Annotated in this window: 23 protein-coding genes and 1 pseudogene; 14 read left to right on the top strand and 10 right to left on the bottom strand. The window is 57.0% G+C overall.

Annotated elements, in window-relative coordinates; genetic code table 11:
* Window positions 1-89 precede the first annotated feature (89 nt).
* Window positions 90-1,952 carry a ParB/RepB/Spo0J family partition protein gene (locus tag AB1E33_RS17855; protein WP_372578622.1) on the top strand — a complete coding sequence of 621 codons (1,863 nt, stop codon included), beginning with the start codon at window positions 90-92 and terminating at the stop codon, window positions 1,950-1,952.
* Between the two features lie 395 nt (window positions 1,953-2,347).
* The gene (locus tag AB1E33_RS17850) at window positions 2,348-2,890 is read left to right on the top strand and encodes a hypothetical protein (RefSeq protein ID WP_372578621.1); all 543 of its coding nucleotides are present in this window, start codon (window positions 2,348-2,350) and stop codon (window positions 2,888-2,890) included.
* Between the two features lie 140 nt (window positions 2,891-3,030).
* Here the strand turns inward: AB1E33_RS17850 and AB1E33_RS17845 are convergent, their stop codons facing one another.
* Window positions 3,031-4,095 carry a GNAT family N-acetyltransferase gene (locus AB1E33_RS17845; protein ID WP_372578620.1) on the bottom strand — a complete coding sequence of 355 codons (1,065 nt, stop codon included), beginning with the start codon at window positions 4,093-4,095 and terminating at the stop codon, window positions 3,031-3,033.
* 101 nt (window positions 4,096-4,196) lie between these two features.
* Here AB1E33_RS17845 and AB1E33_RS17840 point away from each other — a divergent pair, with 101 nt between their 5' ends.
* Window positions 4,197-4,628, top strand: coding sequence for a MarR family winged helix-turn-helix transcriptional regulator (locus AB1E33_RS17840; protein WP_372578619.1), 432 nt, complete (start codon window positions 4,197-4,199; stop codon window positions 4,626-4,628).
* Between the two features lie 58 nt (window positions 4,629-4,686).
* Window positions 4,687-5,085, top strand: a complete 399-nt coding sequence (locus AB1E33_RS17835; RefSeq protein ID WP_372578618.1) for a hypothetical protein — start codon at window positions 4,687-4,689, stop codon at window positions 5,083-5,085.
* A 676-nt stretch (window positions 5,086-5,761) separates the two neighbouring features.
* Here AB1E33_RS17835 and AB1E33_RS17830 read toward each other — a convergent pair.
* Window positions 5,762-6,262, bottom strand: coding sequence for a GNAT family N-acetyltransferase (locus AB1E33_RS17830; RefSeq protein ID WP_372578617.1), 501 nt, complete (start codon window positions 6,260-6,262; stop codon window positions 5,762-5,764).
* Window positions 6,263-6,970: 708 nt separating this feature from the next.
* On the opposite strand from AB1E33_RS17830, the gene AB1E33_RS17825 reads away from it, so the two are divergent.
* A complete protein-coding gene (locus tag AB1E33_RS17825) occupies window positions 6,971-7,186 on the top strand; it encodes a hypothetical protein (RefSeq protein ID WP_372578616.1) in 216 nt (71 codons plus the stop codon).
* A gap of 263 nt (window positions 7,187-7,449) precedes the next feature.
* Here AB1E33_RS17825 and AB1E33_RS17820 read toward each other — a convergent pair whose 3' ends face one another.
* Window positions 7,450-7,773: an H-NS histone family protein gene (locus AB1E33_RS17820; protein ID WP_372578615.1), complete on the bottom strand. Its 324-nt coding sequence runs from the start codon at window positions 7,771-7,773 to the stop codon at window positions 7,450-7,452.
* Window positions 7,774-8,446: 673 nt separating this feature from the next.
* Here AB1E33_RS17820 and AB1E33_RS17815 point away from each other — a divergent pair.
* Complete coding sequence (locus tag AB1E33_RS17815; protein ID WP_372578614.1) at window positions 8,447-8,713, top strand: hypothetical protein; 267 nt, start codon at window positions 8,447-8,449, stop codon at window positions 8,711-8,713.
* Window positions 8,714-9,222: 509 nt separating this feature from the next.
* Here the strand turns inward: AB1E33_RS17815 and AB1E33_RS17810 are convergent.
* A complete protein-coding gene (locus AB1E33_RS17810) occupies window positions 9,223-9,591 on the bottom strand; it encodes a hypothetical protein (protein WP_372578613.1) in 369 nt (122 codons plus the stop codon).
* Window positions 9,578-10,405, bottom strand: coding sequence for a ParA family protein (locus tag AB1E33_RS17805; RefSeq protein ID WP_372578612.1), 828 nt, complete (start codon window positions 10,403-10,405; stop codon window positions 9,578-9,580). Before AB1E33_RS17805 ends, AB1E33_RS17810 begins: the two co-directional genes overlap by 14 nt.
* Before the next feature lie 419 nt (window positions 10,406-10,824).
* Between AB1E33_RS17805 and mobC the strand changes: the two genes are divergently transcribed.
* Genes mobC through AB1E33_RS17785 form a run of 4 tightly spaced genes read left to right on the top strand, consistent with a single transcriptional unit; the run spans window position 10,825 to window position 15,792 of the window.
* Window positions 10,825-11,283: a plasmid mobilization relaxosome protein MobC gene (gene mobC, locus AB1E33_RS17800; RefSeq protein WP_372578611.1), complete on the top strand. Its 459-nt coding sequence runs from the start codon at window positions 10,825-10,827 to the stop codon at window positions 11,281-11,283.
* On the top strand, window positions 11,280-11,978 hold the full coding sequence (locus tag AB1E33_RS17795) for a hypothetical protein (protein WP_372578610.1): 699 nt from the start codon (window positions 11,280-11,282) through the stop codon (window positions 11,976-11,978). Before mobC ends, AB1E33_RS17795 begins: the two co-directional genes overlap by 4 nt.
* Window positions 11,975-14,818 (top strand): relaxase/mobilization nuclease domain-containing protein, encoded by a 2,844-nt coding sequence (locus AB1E33_RS17790; protein ID WP_372578609.1) that lies wholly within the window; start codon window positions 11,975-11,977, stop codon window positions 14,816-14,818. The genes AB1E33_RS17795 and AB1E33_RS17790 overlap by 4 nt, the downstream gene beginning before the upstream one ends.
* Window positions 14,815-15,792 carry an ATPase, T2SS/T4P/T4SS family gene (locus tag AB1E33_RS17785; protein ID WP_372578608.1) on the top strand — a complete coding sequence of 326 codons (978 nt, stop codon included), beginning with the start codon at window positions 14,815-14,817 and terminating at the stop codon, window positions 15,790-15,792. The genes AB1E33_RS17790 and AB1E33_RS17785 overlap by 4 nt, the downstream gene beginning before the upstream one ends.
* Before the next feature lie 117 nt (window positions 15,793-15,909).
* Here AB1E33_RS17785 and AB1E33_RS17780 read toward each other — a convergent pair whose 3' ends face one another.
* The 3 genes from AB1E33_RS17780 to AB1E33_RS17770 form a co-directional block, all read right to left on the bottom strand.
* Window positions 15,910-16,260 (bottom strand): nucleotidyltransferase family protein, encoded by a 351-nt coding sequence (locus AB1E33_RS17780; protein WP_372578607.1) that lies wholly within the window; start codon window positions 16,258-16,260, stop codon window positions 15,910-15,912.
* Window positions 16,261-16,634: 374 nt separating this feature from the next.
* Window positions 16,635-17,390 (bottom strand): isochorismatase family protein, encoded by a 756-nt coding sequence (locus tag AB1E33_RS17775; RefSeq protein ID WP_372578606.1) that lies wholly within the window; start codon window positions 17,388-17,390, stop codon window positions 16,635-16,637.
* 28 nt (window positions 17,391-17,418) lie between these two features.
* Window positions 17,419-17,850 carry a VOC family protein gene (locus AB1E33_RS17770; RefSeq protein ID WP_372578605.1) on the bottom strand — a complete coding sequence of 144 codons (432 nt, stop codon included), beginning with the start codon at window positions 17,848-17,850 and terminating at the stop codon, window positions 17,419-17,421.
* Between the two features lie 85 nt (window positions 17,851-17,935).
* Here AB1E33_RS17770 and AB1E33_RS17765 point away from each other — a divergent pair, with 85 nt between their 5' ends.
* Window positions 17,936-18,832 (top strand): LysR family transcriptional regulator, encoded by an 897-nt coding sequence (locus AB1E33_RS17765; RefSeq protein WP_372578604.1) that lies wholly within the window; start codon window positions 17,936-17,938, stop codon window positions 18,830-18,832.
* A gap of 301 nt (window positions 18,833-19,133) precedes the next feature.
* On the opposite strand, the pseudogene AB1E33_RS17760 reads toward AB1E33_RS17765, so the two are convergent.
* Together AB1E33_RS17760 and uxaC are read right to left on the bottom strand one after the other, a co-directional pair.
* Window positions 19,134-19,628 (bottom strand): annotated as a pseudogene (locus tag AB1E33_RS17760) (mannitol dehydrogenase family protein); the annotation flags it as partial.
* A gap of 135 nt (window positions 19,629-19,763) precedes the next feature.
* Window positions 19,764-21,167, bottom strand: a complete 1,404-nt coding sequence (gene uxaC / locus AB1E33_RS17755) for a glucuronate isomerase (RefSeq protein WP_372578603.1) — start codon at window positions 21,165-21,167, stop codon at window positions 19,764-19,766.
* Window positions 21,168-21,309: 142 nt separating this feature from the next.
* Here uxaC and uxuA point away from each other — a divergent pair, with 142 nt between their 5' ends.
* From uxuA to AB1E33_RS17740, 3 genes are read left to right on the top strand one after another with little or no spacing between them, the layout of a single operon-like run.
* Window positions 21,310-22,509 (top strand): mannonate dehydratase, encoded by a 1,200-nt coding sequence (uxuA, locus tag AB1E33_RS17750; protein ID WP_372578646.1) that lies wholly within the window; start codon window positions 21,310-21,312, stop codon window positions 22,507-22,509.
* Entirely contained in the window at window positions 22,506-23,243 is a 738-nt protein-coding gene (locus tag AB1E33_RS17745) for a GntR family transcriptional regulator (RefSeq protein WP_372578602.1), read from the top strand. The genes uxuA and AB1E33_RS17745 overlap by 4 nt, the downstream gene beginning before the upstream one ends.
* Window positions 23,240-24,517: an ABC transporter substrate-binding protein gene (locus AB1E33_RS17740; protein ID WP_372578601.1), complete on the top strand. Its 1,278-nt coding sequence runs from the start codon at window positions 23,240-23,242 to the stop codon at window positions 24,515-24,517. Before AB1E33_RS17745 ends, AB1E33_RS17740 begins: the two co-directional genes overlap by 4 nt.
* Window positions 24,518-24,524 lie beyond the last annotated feature (7 nt).

Raw genomic sequence — 24,524 nt, 5'->3', positions numbered from 1 at the left:
GCACGGGGCCATTTAGCCCTCTCGCCTCAGCCCGTCAGGGCTGGGGCACCTTTAGCACAAAATTTCACCATGAGAAAAGGGTTACCCCTATGACCAAGCAAACGAAGATCACCGCAACCGAGGCCCGCTTTCCGCTGGCATCGCTCACACTTTCCCCGATGAACCCGCGCCAAGACGTGCCGGAGGGTGAGGTTGTCGAATTGGCCGGGTCCATCTGGACCGCTGGCCTGATCCAGAGCATCGCCGGTTTGGCCGACGACAAGGGCGGCGCTGAAATCGTGGCCGGTGGCCGCCGCCTGCGCGCGCTGCAATACCTGGCGGATAAACACCCGAACCTCGCCACCATCCGCCCCGAACTGGCGACCCCGCCGGTGATGATCGCCAGGGACGTGGAAACCGCCCAGACTTGGGCGACAGCCGAGAACATCAGCCGCAAAGACCTGTCACCGGCAGATGAAATCCGCGCCTATGGTGCGATGGACAAGGGTGGTGCGCCCGCATCCGGCATCGCGCGCGCCTTTGCCGTGACCGAGGCGCATGTACACAAGCGTTTGAAACTGGCGGGCCTGCCCGAACAGGTGATCGATGCGCTTGCCGCCAGGGACATCAATCTTGGCGAGGCGGCAGCCTTCACCATCTGCGACGATACCGACCTGATTGTGCAAGTGCTGGAACAGACCCGGAAAGGCTATCTCTCCGAATTCCAGATCAAGAACATGCTGAAACCCGATAGTGTCAGCGCAACAGACCGGCGGGCCAAATATGTTGGTCTGGATACCTACAAGGAGGCCGGTGGCCGTGTCTCTGGCGACCTGTTTGCCGAAAAGACCTTGCTGGATGATTTGGCAATTCTTGAGCAGTGCTTTGCGGATAAGCTGGCGGTCGCCGCGCGCACGATCCGGCAGGAACAGGGCTGGAAATGGGCCGAGACTGTCGATGCGACCTATTTTGGCGGCTACGATATCGACCAGATGAAATGCGCCCGCATCTATGCCGAGCAAGGAGACCTGACCGAGGAACAGCCCGAGCGCTATGACGAACTGGCCGGGCTTGCCGAGGCTCAAGTGTTGGATGAAGCAGGCGAAGCTGAATTGCAGATGCTGCAGACTATTCTGGACGGAGCCTATTCGGACGTTCAAAAGGACTACGCTGGGATCATCCTGCATGTCAGCAATTCGGGCGAGTTGAATGTGACCGAAGGGCTGGTGAAGCCCGAGGACAAAGAGGCTGCGGTTGCCGCAGGTGTGCTGGCTGCATCGAAGCACAAAAAGAGCGATGTCGCCGACACGACCAGTAAGCCGCGCATGTCGCAGACTTTGGTCGATGATCTGAACCGGGTTGTCACTGGCGCACGGCAACATGCGGCGGTTAACAACCCCGATCTGATCCTGGCCTTGCTGGCCTTTCAGGTCTCGGGCGGTACGCAATACGCCAACCCCATCGGTCTGAGCGCGAGTGATGTGCCGAACTGGCCGACCACCGAGGCCAGCGGCTACGCGCTGGATGAGCGCCTGACGACGCCAACCGAATGGGGCGGTGATGCGTTTGAGCGTGATCTGGCGAAGGCGTTCCGTGTGTTCCGCAAGAATGGCGACGACCACGTTCAGGCCGAGTTGATCCGGCACCTGGCGGCACTGTTGAGCGGCGGTGACAAGACCCTGAAAGCCCTGATCGACAAAGAGGTTAAGACCGACATCCGTGCAGTCTGGACGCCGACATTCGAGAACTTCTTCAGCCGCATCGCGGGGCCATACCTGAACGACATCTGGCGCACTGTTCTGGGCCTGAAAACGGGCAACTCTCAGGTGACCAGTTTCGAAAGCCTCAAGGTGGGAGAGAAGCGGAAGAAGCTGGATGCGCTGTTCAACGATCCCGACACCCGCGCAGCAATGCAACTGAGCAAACCGGCTAAGAAGCGGATCGCCACGTGGTTGCCCGAGGGCATGGGCTGATCAAAGCGGGCAGGGGCGCAAAAGCGCCCCGCCCAGACCACTGGAGACAGATCAATGGCTTTCGCAAACGACACCAACACAGGGCGCTTTCAGAACGTGATTGAAACCCTGCGCCTCATTGCGAAACCAGCGGCATCACACTGCGCGGGAACCGAAGACCTGGCCGCGATGCAGCGCCCGCTGAGGGGCGAATTGGCCGCTCGTGGCGCGCTGGTACAAGCAGGCAGGTCCACGCAGCCGCCAGAGGGCTTGGACTTTTGCATCAAGTGCGGCGGGGTGTGCGGGACAGGTCCGTATCCTCGCAGGAGACAACTGGACCGGGGGGCGCCACGATGCAATGCTAAGTTGACGTGAGCAGAACAACGCACTCATAGGAAGAACCAGGAGGTAAGGCCATGACGACTACAAATGACTCCGCAAACGTCGGTGGTGCCGTGCGCCGCGTTTGGAAATCGGCGCAACTCTATATCGGTTTTCACCGAGACCCGTCAGGGCGCAAGCGCGATCAGGCGAAGGTCTGGCCGCCGAAGAATGCCAGCGCCTCGATCCACGCCGATCCGAGCGAGCAGGAAGCCTTCCTTGTCGTCAAGAGCGCCAATACATCAGCCAGCGAAGACGTTCAGATCAAGATCCGTCCCGACAAGATCGTGCTGCGCCGTGATTGTGATGTCTGTTGGCAGGGCGTTCAGGTTGACGCTTACTCTGTCATGGTCCGGACGGCTGACAATGTCTATATCAAGATCGGATATGACGGATCGGTCACGCGCCAGAGTGAGGCTGACGAAACCACCGTGGACGCCGATGGGTCGGTGTTCAAACGGACCGATTACGCGGAAGCCCGCATGTCTGGCGATGGTGTGAGCGTATCCCGCCGCACAGCCTCCCATGTCGCCGCCATTACCGAGGATGGCGTGGTCAGCAAATCTCGTGACGGGTAGCAATTACCTGTTACATCTTATTCTCGTTCGTGGTGAGAACAATTGGACCGCTTAGGCAGGCCGTTTTTGGGGACGAATGTCAGCCGTGAGCCCTTTTTTGCAAAGTTTGCCGCAGCGTGGCGAAGGTCCGCTTCACCAAGTCAGGCTTCAGTATCTGATCCATGTTCGCGACCAGACTGCCGAACGAACAGTGCTTCTGGTTTGTCCAGCGCCATCTCCCAAGCGTCGGCACTCGAAGTGATGACCTCCTTGAACGCTTGCATGTTCTCAGGCTCGTCCGAGATCAAAACCCAACCACCGTCTGACACGCGACCAATCAATCGCTCCAGCACGATCAATCGATCTTTCTCAGAAAGCATGTGCAACGTACGGTCCAGAAGAAGCACATCGAATTCCCCATCGGGAACGAAAGTCCTGATGTCAGAAACGACGCCCTCAATGCTGAGGTTTTCGCGGTGTGCTGCTTCGTTCAAATCACGAATGCCATTAGACGAGAGATCGACTCCGACAATTCGGTGCCCAAGTCGCCCGATAAATATTGCGTCGCGACCCTGGCCGCAGCCGATGTCCAATACACGCAGAGGATTCCCTGCATGTTGCTTGAAGAAATCGACAAAGAGTTGTGTTGGCTCCCCAAGTGCCTGAGGTGTCGATCCATAGAGTTTGTCGAAGTTGTAGGGGATATACAGACCAAACATCTCTGTCGTCGCGTCTGACAAGTCTTCCACCAACTCAAATCCGTTTTTTTGCAAAACTCTGGAGGACGCAGTATTGCCGTTTTCCACACCGCCAAATAATTGCACCGATTGGCCTTCGCCCTTGCACCAAGTGACCAGGCCCGCGATCAGCTCGGTCGCGTACCCCTTTCCCCAAGCCTCTTCAGAAAACAGATACCCTAAATGAACCGTTGTAAGGAATTCGGAGTCGACAAACTCGGCCAGGATCAAGAGGCCAAGCAATCTATCGCTGGCGCGATCACGAACCAGCATCACGTTGCTTTCAGCGGCGCGTGATGTGATCCTTTCGTCAATCGCTGGATGTGTCTCTGACATCTGCAATGGTTCAGGCAGGTGTCGTAAAACAAGGGGGGTTAAGACGTCCTTGAGTTCCTCAACTAGGGCGCTTCGTTGGTCGTTGCTGTTTATGGTCTCAGACCAACTCTCGGCCTGCATCCTTACGGTTTCAAATCTATTGGCTTGTGTCATAGCATCTGCCCCTGGTGTCTTGGATCGCAAAGTCTCGGAAAGTGTCTTGACATTGCGTGCGCATAGGTTAGTTAGTATAACTGACTATATAGGATGCTTCTATGAAACTGGCAAGACTGGTCGAACTGGCGCACAGACAAGGCCACAGACAATGGGCAAAAGCGGGCGGGCATCTGGGGATGACCCACAGCGAGTATGAGTATCTTCGCACCATAAAAGATCAGGAAGCCAGGAAGACCGACAAGGACGATCACGGGCAACATCTTCAGGATGTTGTTGATGAGATGGGTGTCAGAAAAGCATCCGCCAGCGCAATGGTCTTGAAGCTTGAAGAACGCGGGTTGGTCGTGCGGTTCCCGTGTCAGTACGACGCCCGCGCCCAACACATTGTGTTGACCGAACAGGGGCAGACGCTGTTGTCTTCTGGGGAAGAAATCTACGAGGCCGCAGCGCAGGCACTGCTTGCAGAGCTATCGGAATATGACTTCGAAGCTCTCAAAATCGCAATTGAACAGCAACGAAAATCGGCCTGACAGCCATTTGGCCAATAACGTAAGTCAGACTTACTAATTAAAATGATGGAAACACAATATGACATTCGAACTCGTACTCATGGCAACCGCTATCCACATTCTGATCTGGGAAAAGCTTCCGGAATGGGGAACATGGTTTAAAACTTTCATAGCCGCATTACCGCGCCCTTTGAGTTCTCTCTATGAGCAATGGCACTGCCCATATTGTGCCGGATTCTGGATCGCGCTGGTGCTGCACGGTTTGACTGGGTTTTGGACAATCCCCGACCTCGCCTCACTGCCAGGTTATCTGGGTGTAACTGCAACGCCGGTCGGCTGGATCCTCGATGCACTTGCAACTGCAACCTTGGTATATGCTGCGATCATCGGCTTGAAGGCGATTGGCTTGCCCGCGATGAAAGCACACATGATGAAAGAGGATTTCATGAAATCCGCCTTCAAGGGAGAGGGTGTTTAAGCGGACATTGGCGCAACTGCAGCGAATTAGTTCTTTGTCCCGTACAGTAGATCTTGACCTCCTTTAGTGGAAACTGCGTTTGACTGAAAAAAGGCGATCCAGTTCAGGATCATCCGCGCCCAGCTGCCACGCTCTAATGCGCTCGCATTCAGCCTGGATACAGATCTTGCAACGGTCTCCGTAGTGGTGCGTCTCTTCAGTGCTCAGATCAGCTTGGCAAGTCCTACAGCGCTTCATTGCGAACCCCCTAGCTTGTTTTTCTGGGTCGACACTTGTGCGGCAAGTTGAACTTGTAGCGGCCGCGCAAGTGAGTTGGGTACGGGGTCAGCCAACCAGATTGAATGACCCGCGTAAGTGCGCGGTAAAATGTCGGGCGGGGGACGGATTTCAACAGATCATGGGCTGCGATATCAGATGTTCTGATCGGGCCGCGCAGTTGATCAAGTTCCGAAGCAGCACAGATGACATATTTCTCAACAAGCGATAGATCCTCTATCCCGATCTCTGTCTCCTGGGCATGTATTCGGCTACGTAGGAGTGCTGCGGCTTCGAAATCACGGGCGTCTGTATCAGTGCATTCGGATTGCATTTTCTTTTCCCTGTCTCCTTTGTTGGACACATTCACCGGGCAGAGTAGCTTGGCCCAGGGTTCGGTTCGAGCCCTAAGCCGATGTCATCAACCATAGTGTCGGTAAACCAGATCTGTGGGATCTGGCCGCAGTGCGCTCCTATCCAGCGTCGCGCCAAGCCGTACAGCCAAGCGGGCTGATCTGGCGTTATCGGGGTCAATGTAGCTTACAAGCGTTTCAAGTTGCCTTACGTCACGGCTCCATGCTCGGAGAGCGGCTGCGGCCTCATAAGCAAAACCTTGCCCTTCTGCTTCAGCATAAAGCAGCCAGCCAAGCTCCCACTCTGGGAAAAGCGGCCCTGAATTGATGGCGACTTGTCCGAGGCAGTTACCATTGGCCTTGTTCTCGATCATGAGTGCGCCGCAACCGAAGAAACTCCATTGAGCGTGGTCTGCACAGAACATTCCCCATGCGACGGACAAGGAGAATGGGCCTCCCATATAGACGGCGCGTTCCGAAACCATGAGACGGCTGTAGCCGTCCCAATCTTCTGCTTGAATAGGGCGTAAAGACAAGCGTGGTGTCGTTAGTGTAGGGATCGTCGTCATGGAGCAGCTCTTTTTGTTTCAGCCTACGATTTCCCCTTGGCCGGTCAACGGTAGCTTTGTCAGGAGGGCGTGTGAAAACTCTGACCGTCCGGCGAAACACTCCGAAAACACCCTCTCTGTGCGTGCTCTCGCGTTACTGGGAGACCTTTTTTGCACAGGTGCTGAAAACGAGCGCAACGAGAGAGGTCATGGGCCGGAGTTTCCACACACCCTCTCCGCATTGTGGTCAGTCGCTCTCCACGTGCAATCGATCACGCGATGGTTCGAAAAATCATCGCGTTTGCGGACAGCGTTTCCGCCCTCATCCGGTTTCGGCTGGCGTATGAGCTTTGCCCAAATCCCCGATACTGTCTTTGGGTCCGGTGCAGGCGGCTTCTGCCCAAGCGGCGGGCCGCCACCTGGCGGATCAGAGCCAGCACTGTGGTTTCCGCCCGCTGTTTTTAACGCGGCATCACTCTGCGCGGTATGTGCCAGGCCGGTCTTTCTCTAGCCGGGAGCAGGGACCTATCCCGCAAGTTATGTCGTGAACCCCCTTTTGTTTCTTATTGATGGACTTGTCGCAGATCGCGGCCAGTGCGTTCCCTTCGCTCTCGCTCCGGCAAGCAGAAAAACGGTTTCCACCTTTGGCGGACCCTCCGTGTTTCAGCTTGCGCACAGGCCTGGTGCGATCGGCTCTTTTCAAGTCATCGAAACAAAGGAGATCACAACATGACTACTTACGTCCTCACAGTTCCCGTCACCTACAAGAAAGACAACCAGGAGCACACCAGCTACCGCCGCGTCGGTGCCGTGTTCGAAAACACCAAGACCGACACCGGCGAAACCTTCCTCTCCATCAAGCTCGACTTCCCCGTCGCTGTCACCGAGCTGGTGGCCTTCCAGCCCAAAGCCAAGGAGCCGGAGGATGGCGGTGATCACATCTAAGCCCCACCGGGCCTTGGGGGCGGCGCAAGCGCCGCCCTTAATCGCGCCGGGCGCGACAGCCTTCCCAACCGGAAGGCCGCCTTCAGCTCATTTGGTTTGGTCTTGTGAGATCCGCGCGGGGCGCACGGCTCGCACTGACTATTGGACAGGGCAGGGGACACGGGCACGCCCGCTCACCCCTGCCCAGGCATTCATTCCCCGTGCTCCAAATCCGGCCACTGCAAGCGTGGAGAGCCGTGCAAGTCCCATTCTCGCCAGCTGCGTCAGATTTCCAGATCGTCGATGGATTTGCCCGCCTTGATCGCGTCGTTGACCCAATTTGGCTTGCGGCCCCGACCGGTCCAGGTCTGTGTCGGGTCATTCGGGTTGCGGTACTTGGCGGCGGCTTTGGTTTTGGCCTTTTTCTTTGAGGCAGAGAAATGCGCGATTATCTCCTCAAGCGTCACACCATGGGATTTGGCGACTTTGTGAACCTCACTGAGGGCTTTCGAAAGCGCCTCTTTTTCAACACGCACAAGATTCTCCTCGACGTCTTTTGCCAGAGCTTTGAGGTCTGCTGCATTCAATTTCTTCAAATCTATTTTCATGTCCCTGCCTCTTGATTGAAACTGCGCGACAAACAACATCAATTGCAGGCGTGGCGCAAGAGACAACCCTGATCCCACTTAATGTGAGCGATGCTTTGCAACTACACGCATTCATTCAATGCGTCGAATTCTCCATCTATTTCGAACCAGATTTCGACAGGCACTGCAGATCAACCGCGATGCGAACAGGCTCTGCCCCGGTGACGTAGGCGTCAAGTTCCTTGCGGGGCGCTGGTGCGCTGTAACATCCCGTCAAGACCTCTGCGGCTTCCAATGCGCGCGACACCGTTGCTTGCTGCCCTTCAAAATCTGAAGGGGTGGGTGCGTCGAGTGCCACGATTGCAAAGCGTCGTTTTGCTCGACTGTTGCGGCGATGCCATCAATACCCATGGTCGGCTGATTGTCTGAAAGATCCGTCGCGAAACTGGCTGCATGAAGACAAGTGAAGATGTCCAGCGACGGACGTATCAGTTTTCTCGCGACATCTGGCATATGGCGCATCTCGTTTCCCTTTGCAGGTCGATCGAATGGCAGAATGGTGAAGTTCGTGACGTGATGTCAGGGCCCGGTTTTGTGGGCGACGAGGGTCGCGCGCATCAGGTTGAACTTGTCCTGAACTTCTTATCGCTGCTAAAATCAAACCCGTCCTGAGCCCAAGATCATAGACCCAGAGATGACAGACGAACCAACCCTGATTTCCTCACCCAAGAGCCAATCCTTCATTGTCGATGGCTATCGTTTCGATATCGAGATTTACCGGCTGGACTTTGAGACAGGCTGGACCCTTGAGGTCATCGACCAGGACGGGACATCGCATGTCTGGGACGAACAGTTTGCCACAGACAAGGATGCCCGCGACGCGGCCGTGACCGCCTTGCAGGAAGCCGGCGCCGTCACATTCATGACCAACGACACGCTCGCCCCGTTCAAACGTCACTAGGCGCAGACTACCCCGTCGTGTTTGGCTTTCGACGGGCAGGAGGGCAAACACACGCCCTTCCGGCCCTGACCAAGATCAACACTCCCCCAAACTCACACACAAAGGTTCAATCACTGGCTGGTCGCAGGCATACATTCTGAGACAAGGACACGTCAAATGAACTCTTATTACTCATTGTAGCGTCAGAACTCGAAGCTCGGTTGAGACCGTCAGCCTTCTCTGAAATCACCATAGGCGATCGGCAAAGCGCGCTAACACTTGCCAACATGATCCCTGATCATCGCGGCGATTTCTGCATCGTTGGCCTGCAGTACCTCTTTGAAATAGGCCCCGAGATCAAAGTTCTTTTGGAACGCTGCAGGTATGTTGCCACAGATTTCTTCCAGCGCAGCCGCAATCTCACAACTGTCTGAGGTCGAGATTTGTATACGAACAGGTTGCCCTTCCTCGCCTCTTGTCGGTGACCGTCTTCAATCTCGCTTTGTCGGTTTTCTTCTTGCTCATTGGCCCTATTCCCCAACGCTTTTGCGGATCATCGTGGCAATCTCTTCGTCATTGTCGATCATGACCTGTCGGAACAGCGTACCGATACTGATGCCTGATCGAAGGGCTTGCGGAACCTCGGCCAGAATTTCCTCCAGGGCTCTTTCAACCTCGCCGCCTTCCGGCGCCGAAACCTGAAACCTGATCGGGGCACGACGCTGCCCGACAGCCTGCTGAGCCTTTGGCTTTGGGTGTTTGCGCTCAGGTGTCTTTGCCGGCTTGGCAGGTTCGGGCTTTGGGTCTTCCTTGGCCTGTTTAGCTAGATCCGTCACAGTCGGCGCGATTTCGGACGCAGACCCGGAAAGCAGGCCTTCAATGCTATCAGGCCGGGACATGCTGAACCTCGCTTTCCTTGAGGGCTTTCAGCACAAAATCGGCATTGCTCAACGCCTTCCTGCAGCGATCCGCCATCCGGCGCGCATTCGACCTCGCCGTTTGCGCCTCAGCCTGTTCCATGGCTTCCTCAGCGAAGCCCATCAACTGCCCGATTGTTGTCCCTGTCCTAAGCGCGTCATCCATAGCGGCGGTGTCGGCAATTCCGCCGACACAGCGAAACCGCTTTGCCAATGCCTGCTTGCCTTTCTGAATACCGGCTGACTGCGCGATGGACTGTCGAGTGAAGACGATCCGAAACTTGTCCTGCGGATCAGCCGCGCTGCCGATTTGCTTCAACGCAGCTTCGCACGACCTGTATGTCACAATGATCGGGTTGAACTCCGCCGACGAGCCATCTGTCGGGCACAGCACCATATCGGCCACGGCCATCGTCACGGCGGCGGTCATGCTGGGTTCGCCCTTGGTGTCAATCAGCAGGTAGTCGTAGCCACCGGCCTTTTCGGCCTCAAGGATGTGGGCATAAGCCAGTCGGGCATTCTCTGCATCTTCGTCAGCAAATTGCCCCGCCTCGATCAGAAGTTCATCAGCTGGGATTGGTTCCAGCCCGTTGTTCGGAGTCAACCATTCCGAGAGTGTGCCTTGAGAATCCAGATCAAGGATACGCACCCTTTTTCCCTGATGATGCAAAGCGGAGGCAAAGGCGACGAGCATGGAAGATTTCCCAGCCCCGCCCTTGGAGTTAACAGCGGCATAGATTTTCAATTGGGTCTCCGGGTCTACGCCCGAAAGCCACGCCGCAGAGCGGCGTGCCACATCCGGGCTCTCGATGTCTCGTTATCGCGCAGACCCGCACCTGCGCTGACACGGATGCTATTGCTTTTCAAAGCAATCTGCAACGCTTGCATGTTGCGGGTCGGTATGAAATTTCTGCCAGGCAATCAGCAATGTGCAGCTTGCAACCTGCAATCGGCAACCTGCAAGCGCAGGGCGCTGTTGCCTGTGCATTGCTGATTGCGAGCCGACCCCCGACCGACAGTTGCGGCAGGCTGCAAACCGACGTGCCTCCCGCTACAGACCGATTACATCCTACGCCTATTTTGCGGGATTATATAGTATGTGCTACCGACATACTAAAGACTTGCAGTCGGCTCAACATTCAACTTACAATTGAAGCTATACATGCGCGGCCTGCGGGGGCCTCGCCCGATTTCTGATCGAGGAGAGCCGCCCCGATGCCGTCTGGCGTACCCAAATCTGTCACCACAACTGTCCGTTTTTATGAGGATGAATTGGCGCTCCTGAAAGAGCGTCGAAAGGCCATGCAGCTTCGCAGCTTGGCGAGTTTGATCCGTGTTGGGCTGCGCGTCGCGCTCAGACTTCCCAATCTCGAAGAGAAAAGACTGCTGCGCATCCAGGAGCAGGTGGTGCAATTGCGGGGGATGGCGGGCAATCTCAATCAGATGGCCAAAGCGGCCAACGCCGGGAAGTTCCGCCTGAATAGGCGGACAGAAGAGCTGTTGGTTGAGATGGATGAAGAAATCCATGAGCTGCGCAAGGTGTTGGAAAACTACATTGAGGACACCAGGACCCGCTCTTTCACCTGGGCATTGGACATCGAAAGGCGTGCTGAAAAACAGCGGGCCCATCGGGAGTCTCCAAAGGTACGGATGCTGTTGGAGACCAGGAAATGAGCGATCCGTTTGGCGATGGCGATCGGGTCTGGGACCGGTTCCTGTCGATGCCGGCACGTGAAAAAAGCCCACAGCTCTTGCTTGAGGAGAAGCTTTCACAGATCGAGCCAGTGTCTTCAAAGTTGCTGAACGAATATGGGTTTGCGCTTTCCATCGTAGCCAGGGGAGGCGTCCAATCCGCCCGTGGACTACAAGGCCTGCTTTTCAGGGTTATCGAGAGTGAGTCTGTTGAGTTTCTTTGCGGCGAAACGTTTCAGACCAACTGTGGCTATGAGGCGGTAGGTTTTCTCAAGAACCGTTGGGTCACGCATTGGCGATTTGCGTCTTCGCGCGTGAAAAAATTCACCTACCATATCCGCCTCAGATACCCTCTCGACGCAGATCCCTTTTACGTGTCTGTTGCGGCCCAAAATTTTGCAGCTGACTTGACAGGCGGAGAGTTCGGAGGAGACTACCGGTTTGTTCTTGTAGATCATCAGGGGTCCGGGCAAATGTACTCGGACCTGATCATCAACCGGGTTCCGATCTCAGGTTGCACACTTCATTTAAGCCCGTACTCGATCACACCTGACCACCTGAGACGGCTGTTTTTGACCAACCTATACGAGGCTGGCGCAGTAGATTCTCGAATTGGCCCGAGCAGTTTTGGTAGTGACAAAGATCATGCAGAGACAGACGCGGGACCGGCCCGATGAGCAGTCACAGTCTCGTCGATGCCTACGACCCGGCCTGGGAGCAGCTCTTCGGGGAGTTCCAACTGATCCCAAGCCTGAAGCCACGCCCGGGCGCACCAGGTCAGGGGCAGGGCCTGCGTCCTCGATCACCGAGGCCGAAGGGCCTTTCAGGTGGCCCGGCAGGGATCATCGCAAATTCGCTTTTGGCGCAACAGGCCGTCGTCAAGATCGTGCCGGGTGGGGGTGTAACCTCTGCCGGCCGGCTTGGCGGTCAGCTGGCGTACATTTCCCGTCAGGGCACCATAACCACTGAGCGCGGTGAGACCGGCGAACTGCTGGACGGCATGGATGCGTTGAAAGCCGTGCAGAAGGATTGGGCGCAGGACTGGAAGCGGATGGATGCGCGGACCACCAATTACACCTACCATGTTATCGTCTCTTACCCGAAGGACACGGAGTCCCATGCGGCAGAAGTTGCGGCCGAAAACTTCGCACATCATCTGACGGGCGGGGACTATGGTGGTCAGTATAAGTTCGTCATGGCGCACCACAGGGATACCGCCTATCCGCACACTCACCTGATAGTCAATCGCGCGGCTCAAACCGGAAAAACCCTGCACCTCGGGCGGTATGGTATCACCATGCAGGAGCTACGCGATCTGCAGGCGGAAACTGCAAGAGACGTTGGCATTGTCCTGAACGCGACCAGCCGGTTCAGCCGCAATCTGCGCCCGGAACGCGAGAGCAGCGCCCGTATTCACGCGCGCCGCGATGGCCGGGACCTGCGTGAGCGGCCGAGGCCCGACCGGCGCGGCGGATTTCCGTTCTATGGTGCGGGCCGTCAACAGCCGGTCACACCGGACCAGCTGCAGATGATGAAGGATCAGCGCAACGCAGACTATGCCGCCCTGGGCGAAACACTCCGGTCCCATCATGCCGGTGTGGATCAGGGCATTTTCACAACGCATTACCCGGGGCGGGCCGAGACCCTGGGCAGTTTTTCAACGGCTGTTCTCGGCGCAGCCAAAATCCTGCTGCGGGGCGGGGTTCTCACGAATGAGGACATCGACATGAACGAACAAGTCGCCAACCGGATGGACCCGGCACAGGCACCGGGCATAGAAGGCGAGATGAAAGCGATTGGCAGCGACATCCGCAGCTTTATCCAGGGCATGACGGACAAGGCCAATGCGATGGAGGATGAGGACAAGCGGAGCCAGACAGAGGCGGCGATATCGCGTGTCCTGCGCGACTATGAACCGTTGATGGATGAGGAAACAAAGGCGTTCTTTGGCAAGCGTCTGGAGCGCGACGATGACGTCGAAGTTGGCCGCAATGACACTGATCCGACCCGGCAACGCCGTGCAGCGGAACGGGATGCAGCAGATCCAACGCGGACGCAGGCAATTGGTCAGGAGCGGGCAGATCCGCAAGCAGTCTCGAATGATCCGCGTAGTGATGCGACCAAAGCGGCATTGAAGGAAGCAGATCTCAAGGTCGCCGAGCGGTTCGAAACTATGGGTATGAATGGCGACCTGGTTCTTTCGCGTATCAGGAACGGCGCTGATGTGGATCGCCAGACACGTGAAAAATGGTTCGAGCGCGACGTGCAGACCCTGGCCAACGCACATTCCCTCAGCGAGAACCAGGCGCGGATCGACATGAAGGCCGCATACAAAGATGCCGCCAGAATCTACCGCGACGCTCGTGGCGAGATCCGCGATATCAACCGCGCCTTTGGTGAGGGCAGGGGGGATGCGTTCCTGAAGGACAAGGTTGGCCGGGGCGTTGACGACGAAATCAGGAGAATGAAGGGTCTGGGCTATGACAAGGCGGCGATCGGCGGACGTATGCTTGAGATCGAGGACCGCATACATGAACGCGTGACTGGTCGCGCGCCCGATCAATCTCAGGGTAGCGAGCGGTCAGATCCCACCCGACAGACCAGCAACACCGACGCACGAACACCGGCTCCAGCTGATCAGCGCCCGGCGCGTCCCGACCTCAAGAGCGGCGTGCGGGGTCAGATTGTCACCACAGGTTCGGCGCTCTTTGACAAAGAGGACAAGGACAGTCTCTCGCCTTATGTGGACCTGAAGATAGAGGGCCGCGACAAGCCCTACCGCGTCTGGGGCGTTGATCTGCCGGACATGATGGACCGCCAGAACCTCGCCGTTGGCGACACCGCCACGCTTGCCCATGACGGTCACAAGATGGTGACGGTCAAGAAGGTCGATAAGGAAGCTGGCGAAGAGAAATCCATCCAAACCAAGCGACGGGCCTGGACCGCCACGGACATTGACCGCGCGCCGCGTGAGAACATCCGGTCCCCTGACCATGCTATGTCGCCAAGCGTGTTTTTACCGGAGGCGGGCGAACAGCTGCCACGTGAAAATGATGCGCAGCGCGACCCCTCCCGCCCAAGGCAGCCCCCTCGGATCGAGCGGGGAACAGAACGCGTTGAGCAGATCGCGCAAACCGGCGTCACCGGTGTCATCGTTGATGCCAAGGAAAGCCTGGTGCGCTCCGACGATCCCAGCAGCAGGTCTTTCCATGTCGATATGAAGGTTGAAGGGAAGGACGAACCGCAGCGGATCTGGGGCACGGCCCTTCAGGACCAGATGACGCGCAACAACATCAGGATCGGTGACAAGGCCACCTTTGTTGAAGCGGGCAAAGAGGAAGTCACCCGGTCGCGCAGAAATCCGGAGACGGACGAGCCTGAGAAGGTCAACGTCACAAGGAAAGCCTGGGACGTGAAGAATGTTGAACGGCAGATCGACCGTGACCCCGAAGTTCAGGATCGCAGGCGTCGTGAACGTGAGGATCGCGCCAAAGGCGATCGGGGTATCAGTCGGTGAGCCGCCATCTCGAAAGTACATTGCACCGCGTGTTCGGAGAGCAGCTGCTCTCCGATCCGCGCCTGTCTGAGATCGTTCTGAACCCAGACGGCCGGGTCTGGGTCGAACGCAGCGGCGATCCCGCCATGTGCCAGCTTGACGACCCGCTGAGCGAAGATGATGCGCAGGCGCTTGCGCAGGATTTGGCGGGCGGCAATCCAATCTCGGCCAAAACACCACTGGCCGGTTCCCAGTTTGAGATCGCAGGCTCGCTGTGGCGGGCCCAGGTTGCCGTCAAGCCCGCCGTGGAGGATGGCGTTGCCTTTGCCCTGCGCAGGGCCGTTGCCAAGGAAATGTCGCTTGATGACCTGATGGCGGGCCTGCCGGATCTGGACGCGAACATGACTGATCTGAAATCCGGTGTGGATCCGTCTGACGCTGCTGTGTTCGAAGCATACGAGAATGGTGGGTTTGGGGATTTCCTGCGCGCAGCCGTGAAAGCCAAGTGGAACATCCTTTTGTCGGGGGGGACGTCTTCCGGCAAAACGACATGGCTGCGCGCCTGTCTTGCGGAGGTTGACCCCTCCGAGCGCATCATGACCATTGAGGACGTCCTGGAGATCCGCCCCGGTCAGCCCAACGCCGTGTCTCTGGTGGTGAACCAGCACGCATCAAGCAGCGATCTTTTGAAAGCCTGCCTGCGGTTCCGGCCCGAGCGGATCATCATGGGGGAGCTGCGCGGTGCCGAAGCTTATGACTTTCTGTCCGCGATCAACTCAGGCCATCCAGGCGGGATATCAACTTTGCACGCCGCATCACCGGAGTCCGCTTTGTCGCGCCTCGCCCTCATGGTCCTGCAGGCCGACACAGGTCTGACCTATTCCGAAATCCTGGAATACTGCCGCTCAATGATCGACGTGATTATCCAGTTCCGCAAGACCGGGGATCAAAGGCGACCGGTTGCCGTCAGGGTATTACGGGAGAACGCTCCATAGCAGTCCCGCATCAAAACCGAGGGCTTCGCAGCCCTCGGTCGCATTCGCAAAATGCTGTCCAATAGTGTTTGCTGCGCGTGAGCTAAGAAGGGGTCGCGTGAGGATACTCCAACCACATCAACTGAATTCACCCGCGAAGTTCTGGCGAAAGAAGATCGTGACACCTTCGTCCTTTATTGATCTTTCAATGGCCAGCCCCGCTCCGGATGCAAACCACTCAAGCTGGACCTTGTGATTGAGCGCGGCTTCAAGATCTTCCACGCGCCGGTCCTTCCAGTCCATGTAGGCCATTTGCGCATGGCGATGCGGACTTGCTGGAAAGACCTGGATTGCCAGGTCAAAATCGCTGTTTGCGGTTTGCGTGCCGCGCGCGCGATTCCCAAACAAAACCACTTTGCGGATAATCGGATGCTGTGCGGCCCACTGCGCGATGGCGTTTTTGTGTTGTTCGCTTAACCTATTGTTCACCGGTAACCCTGCTTCTTGTTTTGTCTAATGTCGCGTATCTAATAGCCCAATGTGACATCTACCAGACTTCCAGTTCAGTATTGACGCTGGTCCTATGACCTTCGCTCAGATCGGAAACCCGGCTCGTAGCCGACCAGAAGCAATCGGATTTTCAGTTCCAAATCAACCGAACGTCGACCTGTTGACCTATAGAGCGGGGCAAAGTGGTGCACGATGTCAAACAGTTCGATGATGATTACGTTGTGCATCGCGGTGGCGCAGGTGCCGGGGGCGGAATAGAGCTTCATCGTAGAAGGTTCTTATGTTGGGTGGACGCGGACGATCTTGAACGCAGCATAGAAGGTCAGGGACCGAAGCCCCTGACCTGCTCTGGATTACCAGGTTGTGTCTGGGTCGACTTTGAACAGATGCTCCATGAACACCCGGGTGACGGCTTGCAGTTTGTCGGTGCGGGCGTGGTCCCGTTGCAGTTCTGCCGGAACGACGTTCCAGGTGATCGGCTCGACCCCGGCCTCAATCATACGGCGCATACCGTTTTCGTGGCTTAGCTGGGAGATTGAACCGACGGCGTCCTCGGGCACGTAGACGTCATAACCAGATATCTCGGCTTCGATCGCGGGGTAGGCCAGACAGACGTCCGTCCAGAGACCACCCATAATTAGCTTTGTTCGGCCGGTTGCTTCGACCGCAGTGACAAATTCTGGTTCCTCCCAGGCGTTGACATTGGTCCGGTCGATAAAGACCGCGTTCGGTGCCAATTCGCGCAGTTCCTCGATCATCGGATCATAGTCATTCAGGCCCACAGCAACATGGCTGAAGATTATCGGGATGTCATAGATAACAGCCGTCTTAATCAGACCTGTGGTGTTGTTGATCAGGTCTTCATGATCGATATTCCTGACGCCCGCCAGAATTGGCGGCTGGTAGTCGATAAGGATCAGTGCCGAGTTGGTGGGCGACAGAAACGGGTCCTCGTCAGCGGCCCGAGCAGGTGTGCCCTGATAGCCTTCTGGATATGTAGCGACACCATCCACCGTTTTGATCGTCGGGGTTTCTGCGTGTGCTGGCAGTGCTGTGGCAGCGATAGTCAGACTCAGGGCCGTAGCAAGGGGTTTGAAGAAACTGGTCATGGTAGTAGCTCCTTTTGGGGGAAGGGTTTTAGCCGTGCACATGTTCAGCGATCAGCTGCGCGACTGAGGGACCGGGGCCAACAAGCTCCAGCACATTGCGATCCGGGTCGCGGATGAAGATGGTTTTGGTGCCGCGGAATTCGCGCCGCCCGGTGATCTCAATGTGGTTTTCTATGACAAAGGCCTCGGTCGCTTCAGCGTCTTTCACCTTTACGGCCAGATGGGTGATGCCGGGGTATTTCTCGGTCTCGTCCATCAAGACGTTTGCACCCGCTTTTGCCGTTGCCGGCCCCAACAGGTTTATGTTGATCCCGGAGGGGTGCAGCATCACCAGCGGATGACCGTTGTCATAACCGCCGTCAGCGATCAGTTCGAACCCTAACAACTCATAGAAGGTGACGGATGCGTCCCGATTGCTGATGCGGATGCCGATGTGATCGAAGTTTCTGATGTCCAACATGGCTGTGCCTTTCCTTTGCTTGCAACAAAGGTAACTTTGCCTGTATCAAACTTTAATATCTCAGTTGGAACGGCATCTATTCCAAATGGATCATAATAAAGATCTCTTTGACGGCATGGTTCTGTTCTGCGCAGTGGTGGCGCAAGAAAGCATGAGCGCGGCTGCCAAGCTGTTAGGGCATACACCTAGCCACGTCAGCAAAGAGATCGCGCGGCTTGAAACGCGGCTAGGGACGCGGCTTTTGAACCGGACAACGCGGCGGCTTAGCCTAACGGAATCCGGCCGCATCTATTATGAGAACGCTCGCCGGATGGTAGAAGATGCCCATGCCATGCAGGACCGGTTGCATTCGATAGGTGACCGGCCCTTTGGAGAAATGCGGATGAGCGTGCCGGTGGTCTTTGCCCACGGTTGGCTGAATCAATGGTTGCCTGAATTTCTTGACCGCTACCCTGACGTTGACCTGCACCTGGACATATCTGAACGCCATTCCGATATGATCGGCGAAGGGATCGATTTGCTGGTGCGGATCGGGACTTTGCCATCGTCTGATCTGGTCGCGCGGGAGATACTGCGTACGCGGGGTCTTACCGTGGCATCCCCATCCTATTTGAAACGCAATAGCACACCGCATCACCCCGGCGATCTGAAAGACCACGACCTGATTGATTTCTCCTTTCACGGAATAACTCAAAGCTGGACATACTTGGACCCGGATGGCGAGGTGATTGCGGTGCCAATTTCACCAAGGGTACGATGCGACGATGCACACACCGAAAAAGTGCTTGCGCTAGCAGGTCGCGGGATTACTCGTCTCCCGCAAATAGCGTGTCAGACAGAACTGGAAGCCGGAACCCTGGTTCCCATCCTGACGGAGTTCGAAAACCCGCCGCTTGGTGTTCACGTGATCTACGCCAGCCGCGACAACTTGCCAGCGAAAACGCGTGCCATGATCGATTTCCTGGTCGAAAAGAGTCGTTAAGATCGCGCCCTTTGCAGACTTTACGAAGCGTCTTGACGGTATTGTAACTGACGCCCTTGAACCCAGTAACAGACATGGTGCGGCCGCCGCGAAAGTTCACTTTGTCCCGCCGTCTTACCAGTTCACGCCGTTTGCAGCGAAAGTCGACAAGTACCGAAACGGCCACTCGTGCGGCGCGCGGCGAAGGGTTCAAAAGAGCCCATATCGGAAGTGCCAGTTTTCCGCTGCGTATGCTCACAATCTGAATTTCGCCTCAGATGTGCAGTTCTTAGAGCTGCTGTGCGGCGGACAAACTGGCCATTCAAGCGAAGCACCACGAACGCTTGAACCCTGACAGTCGGGTCACGGACAAATCGCTTCGGCCAAGCCCAAAACAACCTTCCGTCGATATGCCCGTTGCCGGGCAGGTGTCACAACTGAGAATTGTGAAAGGCCGGTGACCCGAGCTTCGGCGCGCGTCCAGAGCCCGGACCGGATAGCCAACTGCACAGCGCGGCTCCGGGTGTCGAATGTCGTGCGGTATGTCCGGATGGGCTGTGTCCAACGCGCCGGTGCTGGGGATGTGGCAATAGCTATTTTCGGTCACGGTCAGGGACAAGATTTTCACACCTAGATCGGCCAATCGATTTAGCAGAGCGTCGGGGTTCGTCGGGGCGAAGACTACGTCACACACCGAAGTGACAATCCGGGTCTCTTGCCTGTCATTGCTTAGATCGATAGCCTTATAGACGTTGCCTTGTGGTGCCAAACGATTACGAATTTCACGTGACCGCAGGCTGACAGCGCTGATCCTCCAATCCCCGCCCGAGGCCGTCGTGGCCTATTCTACCATTTCAGCCCCGAAAGACCGGGAGAACGCGCCCAACCCCATGATGCACAATCCCGACACCGGGGGCGGCAACTCGGCGCGACCAGAGAGTCGGTTCGGTTGTCATAGTCGATAGGCTTTCTTGGCCAAGCCATAAGTCAAGTCATGGGCGACCTCAAAGGCGTCATCTTCCTGCAATTTCCCCATTCGGACCAGTTTGGCCAAATAGGCGCAATCGATCCGCCGCGCCATGTCGTGCCGGGACGGGATCGAACAGAAGGCGCGGGTGTCGTCATTGAAGCCGACGGTGTTGTAGAACCCAGCGGTCTCGGTCGTCAATTCGCGGAACCTCATCATGCCGCCGGGGCTGTCGAAGAACCACCAAGGAGGCCCAAGTTTCAGCGCCGGATAGACCCCAGCCAGGGGCGCAAGTTCACGCGACAGCGTGGTTTCGTCCAACATGAAGACGATGACGGTCAGGCGGGGGTCAGTTCCAACCTCGTCCAGCAGAGGGCGAAGGGCGCGGACGAAATCGGTGCGCGTCGGAATGTCGAACCCGATGTCACGACCGAAACGCCCCATCATGGAAGCCGAATGATCGCGAAGCGATCCGGGATGAATCTGCAAAACCAGCCCGTCATCCAGGGTCATCCGCGCCATCTCGGTCAGCATGTGTCCGCGAAATGCGTCCGCCTCGTCGGCGGAACAAGCCCCTAGCAAAGCCTTGGCGAACAAGGCGGCGGCGTCATCCCGCGGCAGACACTCCGTTCGTGCACTCGGGTGACCGTGATCAGATGAGGTGGCTCCGAATGTCTTGAAGAATGCGCGACGTTCGCGGTGCGCGGCCAGATACCCCGGCCAAGTTGTAGTGTCTTCCCCCGTCAACTCGCCCAGTATGGCGACGTTTCGGGCAAAGCCCTCAACTTCCGGATCAACCACATTGTCCGGTCGATAGGCGGTGATCACGCGACTGTCCCAGTCGGAATCTTGTATCATCTTGTGCCAGTTCAGCGGATCAATGGCGCTTTCCGTCGTGCAAAGCACTTCGATTCCCATCCGGTCGAACAACTGACGTGGACGGAACTCATCCCGCGCAAGGCAGTCTGCGATGTGGTCGTAAAAAGCATCTGCCGTTTCTATCGACAAAACGCCATCCAAGCCGAACACGTTCTCGAAGCTGTGGTCAATCCACATCCGGGACGGCGTTGCCCGAAACAGATGATAGTTTTCCGCGAATAACCGCCAGATCTTGCGCCCGTCAGTTTCCGTTTGCCCGCCATCGACGCGCGCGACACCAAGGCTTTCAAGCGGAATCCCCTGCGAGTGAAGCATCCGGAAAACATAGTGATCCGGTGTAACGAACAGTTGTGCAGGGTCGGGAAACTCCTGGTTTTCAGCGAACCAGCGCGGGTCGGTATGTCCATGGGGGCTGATGATCGGCAGGCCTGAGACCGTTTCATAAAGCTCCCGAGCAAACTGCCTTGCTCCTGGGTCAATTGGGAATAACCGATCCGGATCAAGCGCCACGGCGCACCTCCAATTTAGATTCTCAGCCGTACAGGCTTGATCAAGATAGCAGCGAGTTCCGGCGTTGGTGATGCAATTGACAGCCGTGGTGTTCCGGTATACCGGTATGCAGGAGGATGTCAATATAGGGGGAGGGCGCGATTTGAGGCAGACTTGGCGATGGTTTGGACTGCGCGACCGCGTGAGCCTGTCGAGTGCACATCAGGCAGGTGCCTCAGGTGTCGTGACGGCGCTTCACCATATCCCGCCGGGGATTGCCTGGACGGCTAAAGATATCCGGATCCGTCAGGAAGAAGTCAGGACGATGTCCCAGGGAGCGTTGGAATGGGAAGTTGCAGAAAGCCTTCCCGTTTCCGAAGCGATCAAGACCAAGAGCAAAGAGTATCACGCCCACATCGAGGCCTATAAGGCGTCCTTGATGGCCCTGGCCGAGGCTGGCATCTCGACAATCTGCTACAATTTCATGCCGGTTCTGGATTGGACACGGACAGATTTGCGCTGGCCGCTGCCCAATGGTGGTACGGCCATGCGATTTGACCTGATCGAATTCGCCGCGTTCGACTGTTTCATCCTGAACCGCGATGGCGCCGCGGACAGCTATGACGACGCAACGCTGGAAGCCGCCAAGCGTCGCTTTTCCGCGATGAGCGACGCGGGGAAAACGGCGTTAACGGAGGCAATCGTCGCAGGTCTTCCGGGCGCGACCGAATCCTGGACTTTGACGGAACTCGGCGACGCGATTGCTTGCTATGCAGACATCGACCGCGATCAACTAAGGCGGAACCATATCGAGTTTCTGTCGGAAGTCGTGACCACAGCGGAAAGCCTACGGCTGCGAATGTGCTGCCACCCCGATGACCCGCCGTTCCCATTGCTGGGGCTTCCTCGGGTCATGTCGTCTGCGGAAGACTATGGCTTTGTACTGGATGCGGTCGATAGCCCTTCTGTCGGGATGACGCTGTGCACCGGATCGCTGGGCGCAAGTCCCGGCAACGATTGCGTTGCAATCGCGCGCAAGTTTGCACCGAAAATCCACTTCCTGCACCTGCGCAACGTGACGCGCGATAGCGAACAGAAACCGTGTTCGTTCTTCGAAGACGAACATCTTGCAGGGCAAGTGGATATGGTCGGCGTCATTGATGTGATTTTGGCCGAAGAGGCGAGACGCCGTCGCAAAAACCGAAAGGATGCCCAGATCCCGATGCGCCCGGACCATGGACAGGAGATCCTCTCGGATCTCAACGCTGATCTGCACCCGGGCTATCCTGCCGTGGGCCGTCTCAAGGGGCTTGCAGAAATTCGCGGCGTGATTGCTGGCCTCAGCCGTGAGGCCGTCCAATGACCAACGAGGCGCTACTTTACTCTCAAGAGATCGATCATACATTGCCGATCACGCCGCAGGTCTACAACTATTTGCGGGTCCGTATCGTTGACAACCGACTACCTCCGGGCGCCAAGATCAGCGAAGCATCACTTGCCCACACGTTGAACATCAGCCGCACGCCGCTTCGCGCTGCCTTGCAGAAACTAGCATCTGAAGGGCTGGTCAACACACGTCCGCATGTGGGCTCGACGGTGGCTGAATTGGATGTAACGCAACTTCAGGAGGCCGTGTTCTTACGGGCGGCCCTGGAAACTGCGGTAGTCCGCAGGTTGGCTGACATGAACGCGGACCTAAGCTCGCTTGATCCGATCATGGAGATTCAGCAGAGCGCCGCAAAACGCGACGACTACGCTGCATTCTTCGTTCAGGACGAAGCCTTTCACGCCGAGCTCGCCCGGCTTGCTGGCGTGCCACGTGCCTGGAAACTGGCTCTGTCGATCAAAGGGCATGTCGATCGCCAGCGCTATCTACTTATGGCGGGTATCGCGATGCGATCGCAGCGCGCTTATGAAGAACACACTGAGATAATTGATGAAATACGATCTGGCGATGCCGATGGCGCCGCAAGGGCGATGCATGGCCATGTAAACTCGGTTCTGGAACTCGACGAATACGGAGAGATGAAGAAACTGCCCGATAGTTCAGGGCCGGATGAAGAAAGACAAAACCAACCCAAGGGAGGATCACTATGACTTTTGCTATTGGAAAACTGCTGGCAACGTCTGCCGTCGCGGCGACGCTGATGGCCAGTGCGGCCATGGCGGAAACCGAACTGCGCATGATGTGGTACAACGACGGCAACGAGGGCGAAGTGATGCAAACGCTTCTGGACCGTTTCGAGGCTGCAAACCCCGATATCTCGGTCACGCTTGATGTTGTGCCCTATAAGTCGATCATCGAATCGCTGCCGATCCAATTGGCTGCGGGAGAGGGCCCAGACCTTGCGCGCGTCACCGACCTTGGCGGTTTGAACAAGTTCTACCTCGACCTGACGCCGCATGTTTCGGACCCCGACTATTGGGAGGCCAGCTTTGGCCCCTTCCTTGATTGGCTAGCTCCGGACTCGGATCAAATCTCGGGCTTCATGACCCAACTGACCGTAACCGGGCCTTACGTCAACAAGACCCTGTTCGAACAGGCCGAGGTCGCCATGCCGGGTAGCGGTGCCACTTGGGATGACTGGGCTGCTGCGGTCAACCAGGTCGCCGAAAAACTGGATATTCCGATCCCGATGGCTTGGGATCGCTCCGGTCACCGTGTGTCTGGCCCGGCGATTGCAATGGGCGCACAGATGTTCAACGCTGAAGGCGGGCCTGCACTGGTGGATGACGGCCTGAAGGAAATGACCCAACGGCTATATGACTGGCATCAAGACGGCACAATGTCGAAAGAGCTTTGGGGCTCGGTTTCCGGCTCGACCTATCTGGGCGCGAACGAAGACTTCGCCAACGCGCAGGTGGTGTTCTACATGTCGGGTTCGTGGCAGATCCCACAATTTGCCGACAAGATCGGTGACGCGTTTGACTGGTGGGCCGTGCCAGCCCCTTGTGGTCCAGCTGCCTGCACGGGCATGCCGGGTGGTGCAGCGCTGGTCGCCCTGAAGGATACCAAACATCCCGCAGAAGTTGGCAAACTGATGGATTTCCTAGCACAAGAGGAAAACCTAGCTGAATTCTATGGCAAGACGCTGTTCATTCCGGGCCACCTGAAACTCGCCACCGGCGGTGTTGAGTTCGCAACCGATGACCCGCGCGCCAAGCACGCGCTGGAGACTTTTTCAGGTGCGGTTCCAACTATCTCGCCTGTCGCCTTTGATCTGCAGGGCTACAAGAACAACCGCGTATTGTTCAACGCTCTGATCTCGCGCCTGAACGAAGCCATCGTTGGCGAAATGACGTTGGATCAGGCCTATGAGCGGATGGAAGACGATGTGGCCAAGCAACTGGCTGAAAAAGAGCGCGAGTAAGCGCGAT

This window comes from Ruegeria hyattellae (assembly GCF_041537925.1).
GTDB lineage: Bacteria > Pseudomonadota > Alphaproteobacteria > Rhodobacterales > Rhodobacteraceae > Ruegeria_C.
This window is presented reverse-complemented; position numbering and strand designations above follow the sequence as displayed.

Coding starts and splice junctions, on each gene's coding strand:
- AB1E33_RS17855 (WP_372578622.1), top strand. CDS start 90: ATGACCAAGCAAACGAAGATCACCGCAACCGAGGCCCGCTTTCCGCTG.
- AB1E33_RS17850 (WP_372578621.1), top strand. CDS start 2,348: ATGACGACTACAAATGACTCCGCAAACGTCGGTGGTGCCGTGCGCCGC.
- AB1E33_RS17845 (WP_372578620.1), bottom strand. CDS start 4,095: ATGACACAAGCCAATAGATTTGAAACCGTAAGGATGCAGGCCGAGAGT.
- AB1E33_RS17840 (WP_372578619.1), top strand. CDS start 4,197: ATGAAACTGGCAAGACTGGTCGAACTGGCGCACAGACAAGGCCACAGA.
- AB1E33_RS17835 (WP_372578618.1), top strand. CDS start 4,687: ATGACATTCGAACTCGTACTCATGGCAACCGCTATCCACATTCTGATC.
- AB1E33_RS17830 (WP_372578617.1), bottom strand. CDS start 6,262: ATGACGACGATCCCTACACTAACGACACCACGCTTGTCTTTACGCCCT.
- AB1E33_RS17825 (WP_372578616.1), top strand. CDS start 6,971: ATGACTACTTACGTCCTCACAGTTCCCGTCACCTACAAGAAAGACAAC.
- AB1E33_RS17820 (WP_372578615.1), bottom strand. CDS start 7,773: ATGAAAATAGATTTGAAGAAATTGAATGCAGCAGACCTCAAAGCTCTG.
- AB1E33_RS17815 (WP_372578614.1), top strand. CDS start 8,447: ATGACAGACGAACCAACCCTGATTTCCTCACCCAAGAGCCAATCCTTC.
- AB1E33_RS17810 (WP_372578613.1), bottom strand. CDS start 9,591: ATGTCCCGGCCTGATAGCATTGAAGGCCTGCTTTCCGGGTCTGCGTCC.
- mobC (WP_372578611.1), top strand. CDS start 10,825: ATGCCGTCTGGCGTACCCAAATCTGTCACCACAACTGTCCGTTTTTAT.
- AB1E33_RS17795 (WP_372578610.1), top strand. CDS start 11,280: ATGAGCGATCCGTTTGGCGATGGCGATCGGGTCTGGGACCGGTTCCTG.
- AB1E33_RS17790 (WP_372578609.1), top strand. CDS start 11,975: ATGAGCAGTCACAGTCTCGTCGATGCCTACGACCCGGCCTGGGAGCAG.
- AB1E33_RS17775 (WP_372578606.1), bottom strand. CDS start 17,390: ATGACCAGTTTCTTCAAACCCCTTGCTACGGCCCTGAGTCTGACTATC.
- AB1E33_RS17770 (WP_372578605.1), bottom strand. CDS start 17,850: ATGTTGGACATCAGAAACTTCGATCACATCGGCATCCGCATCAGCAAT.
- AB1E33_RS17765 (WP_372578604.1), top strand. CDS start 17,936: ATGGATCATAATAAAGATCTCTTTGACGGCATGGTTCTGTTCTGCGCA.
- AB1E33_RS17745 (WP_372578602.1), top strand. CDS start 22,506: ATGACCAACGAGGCGCTACTTTACTCTCAAGAGATCGATCATACATTG.
- AB1E33_RS17740 (WP_372578601.1), top strand. CDS start 23,240: ATGACTTTTGCTATTGGAAAACTGCTGGCAACGTCTGCCGTCGCGGCG.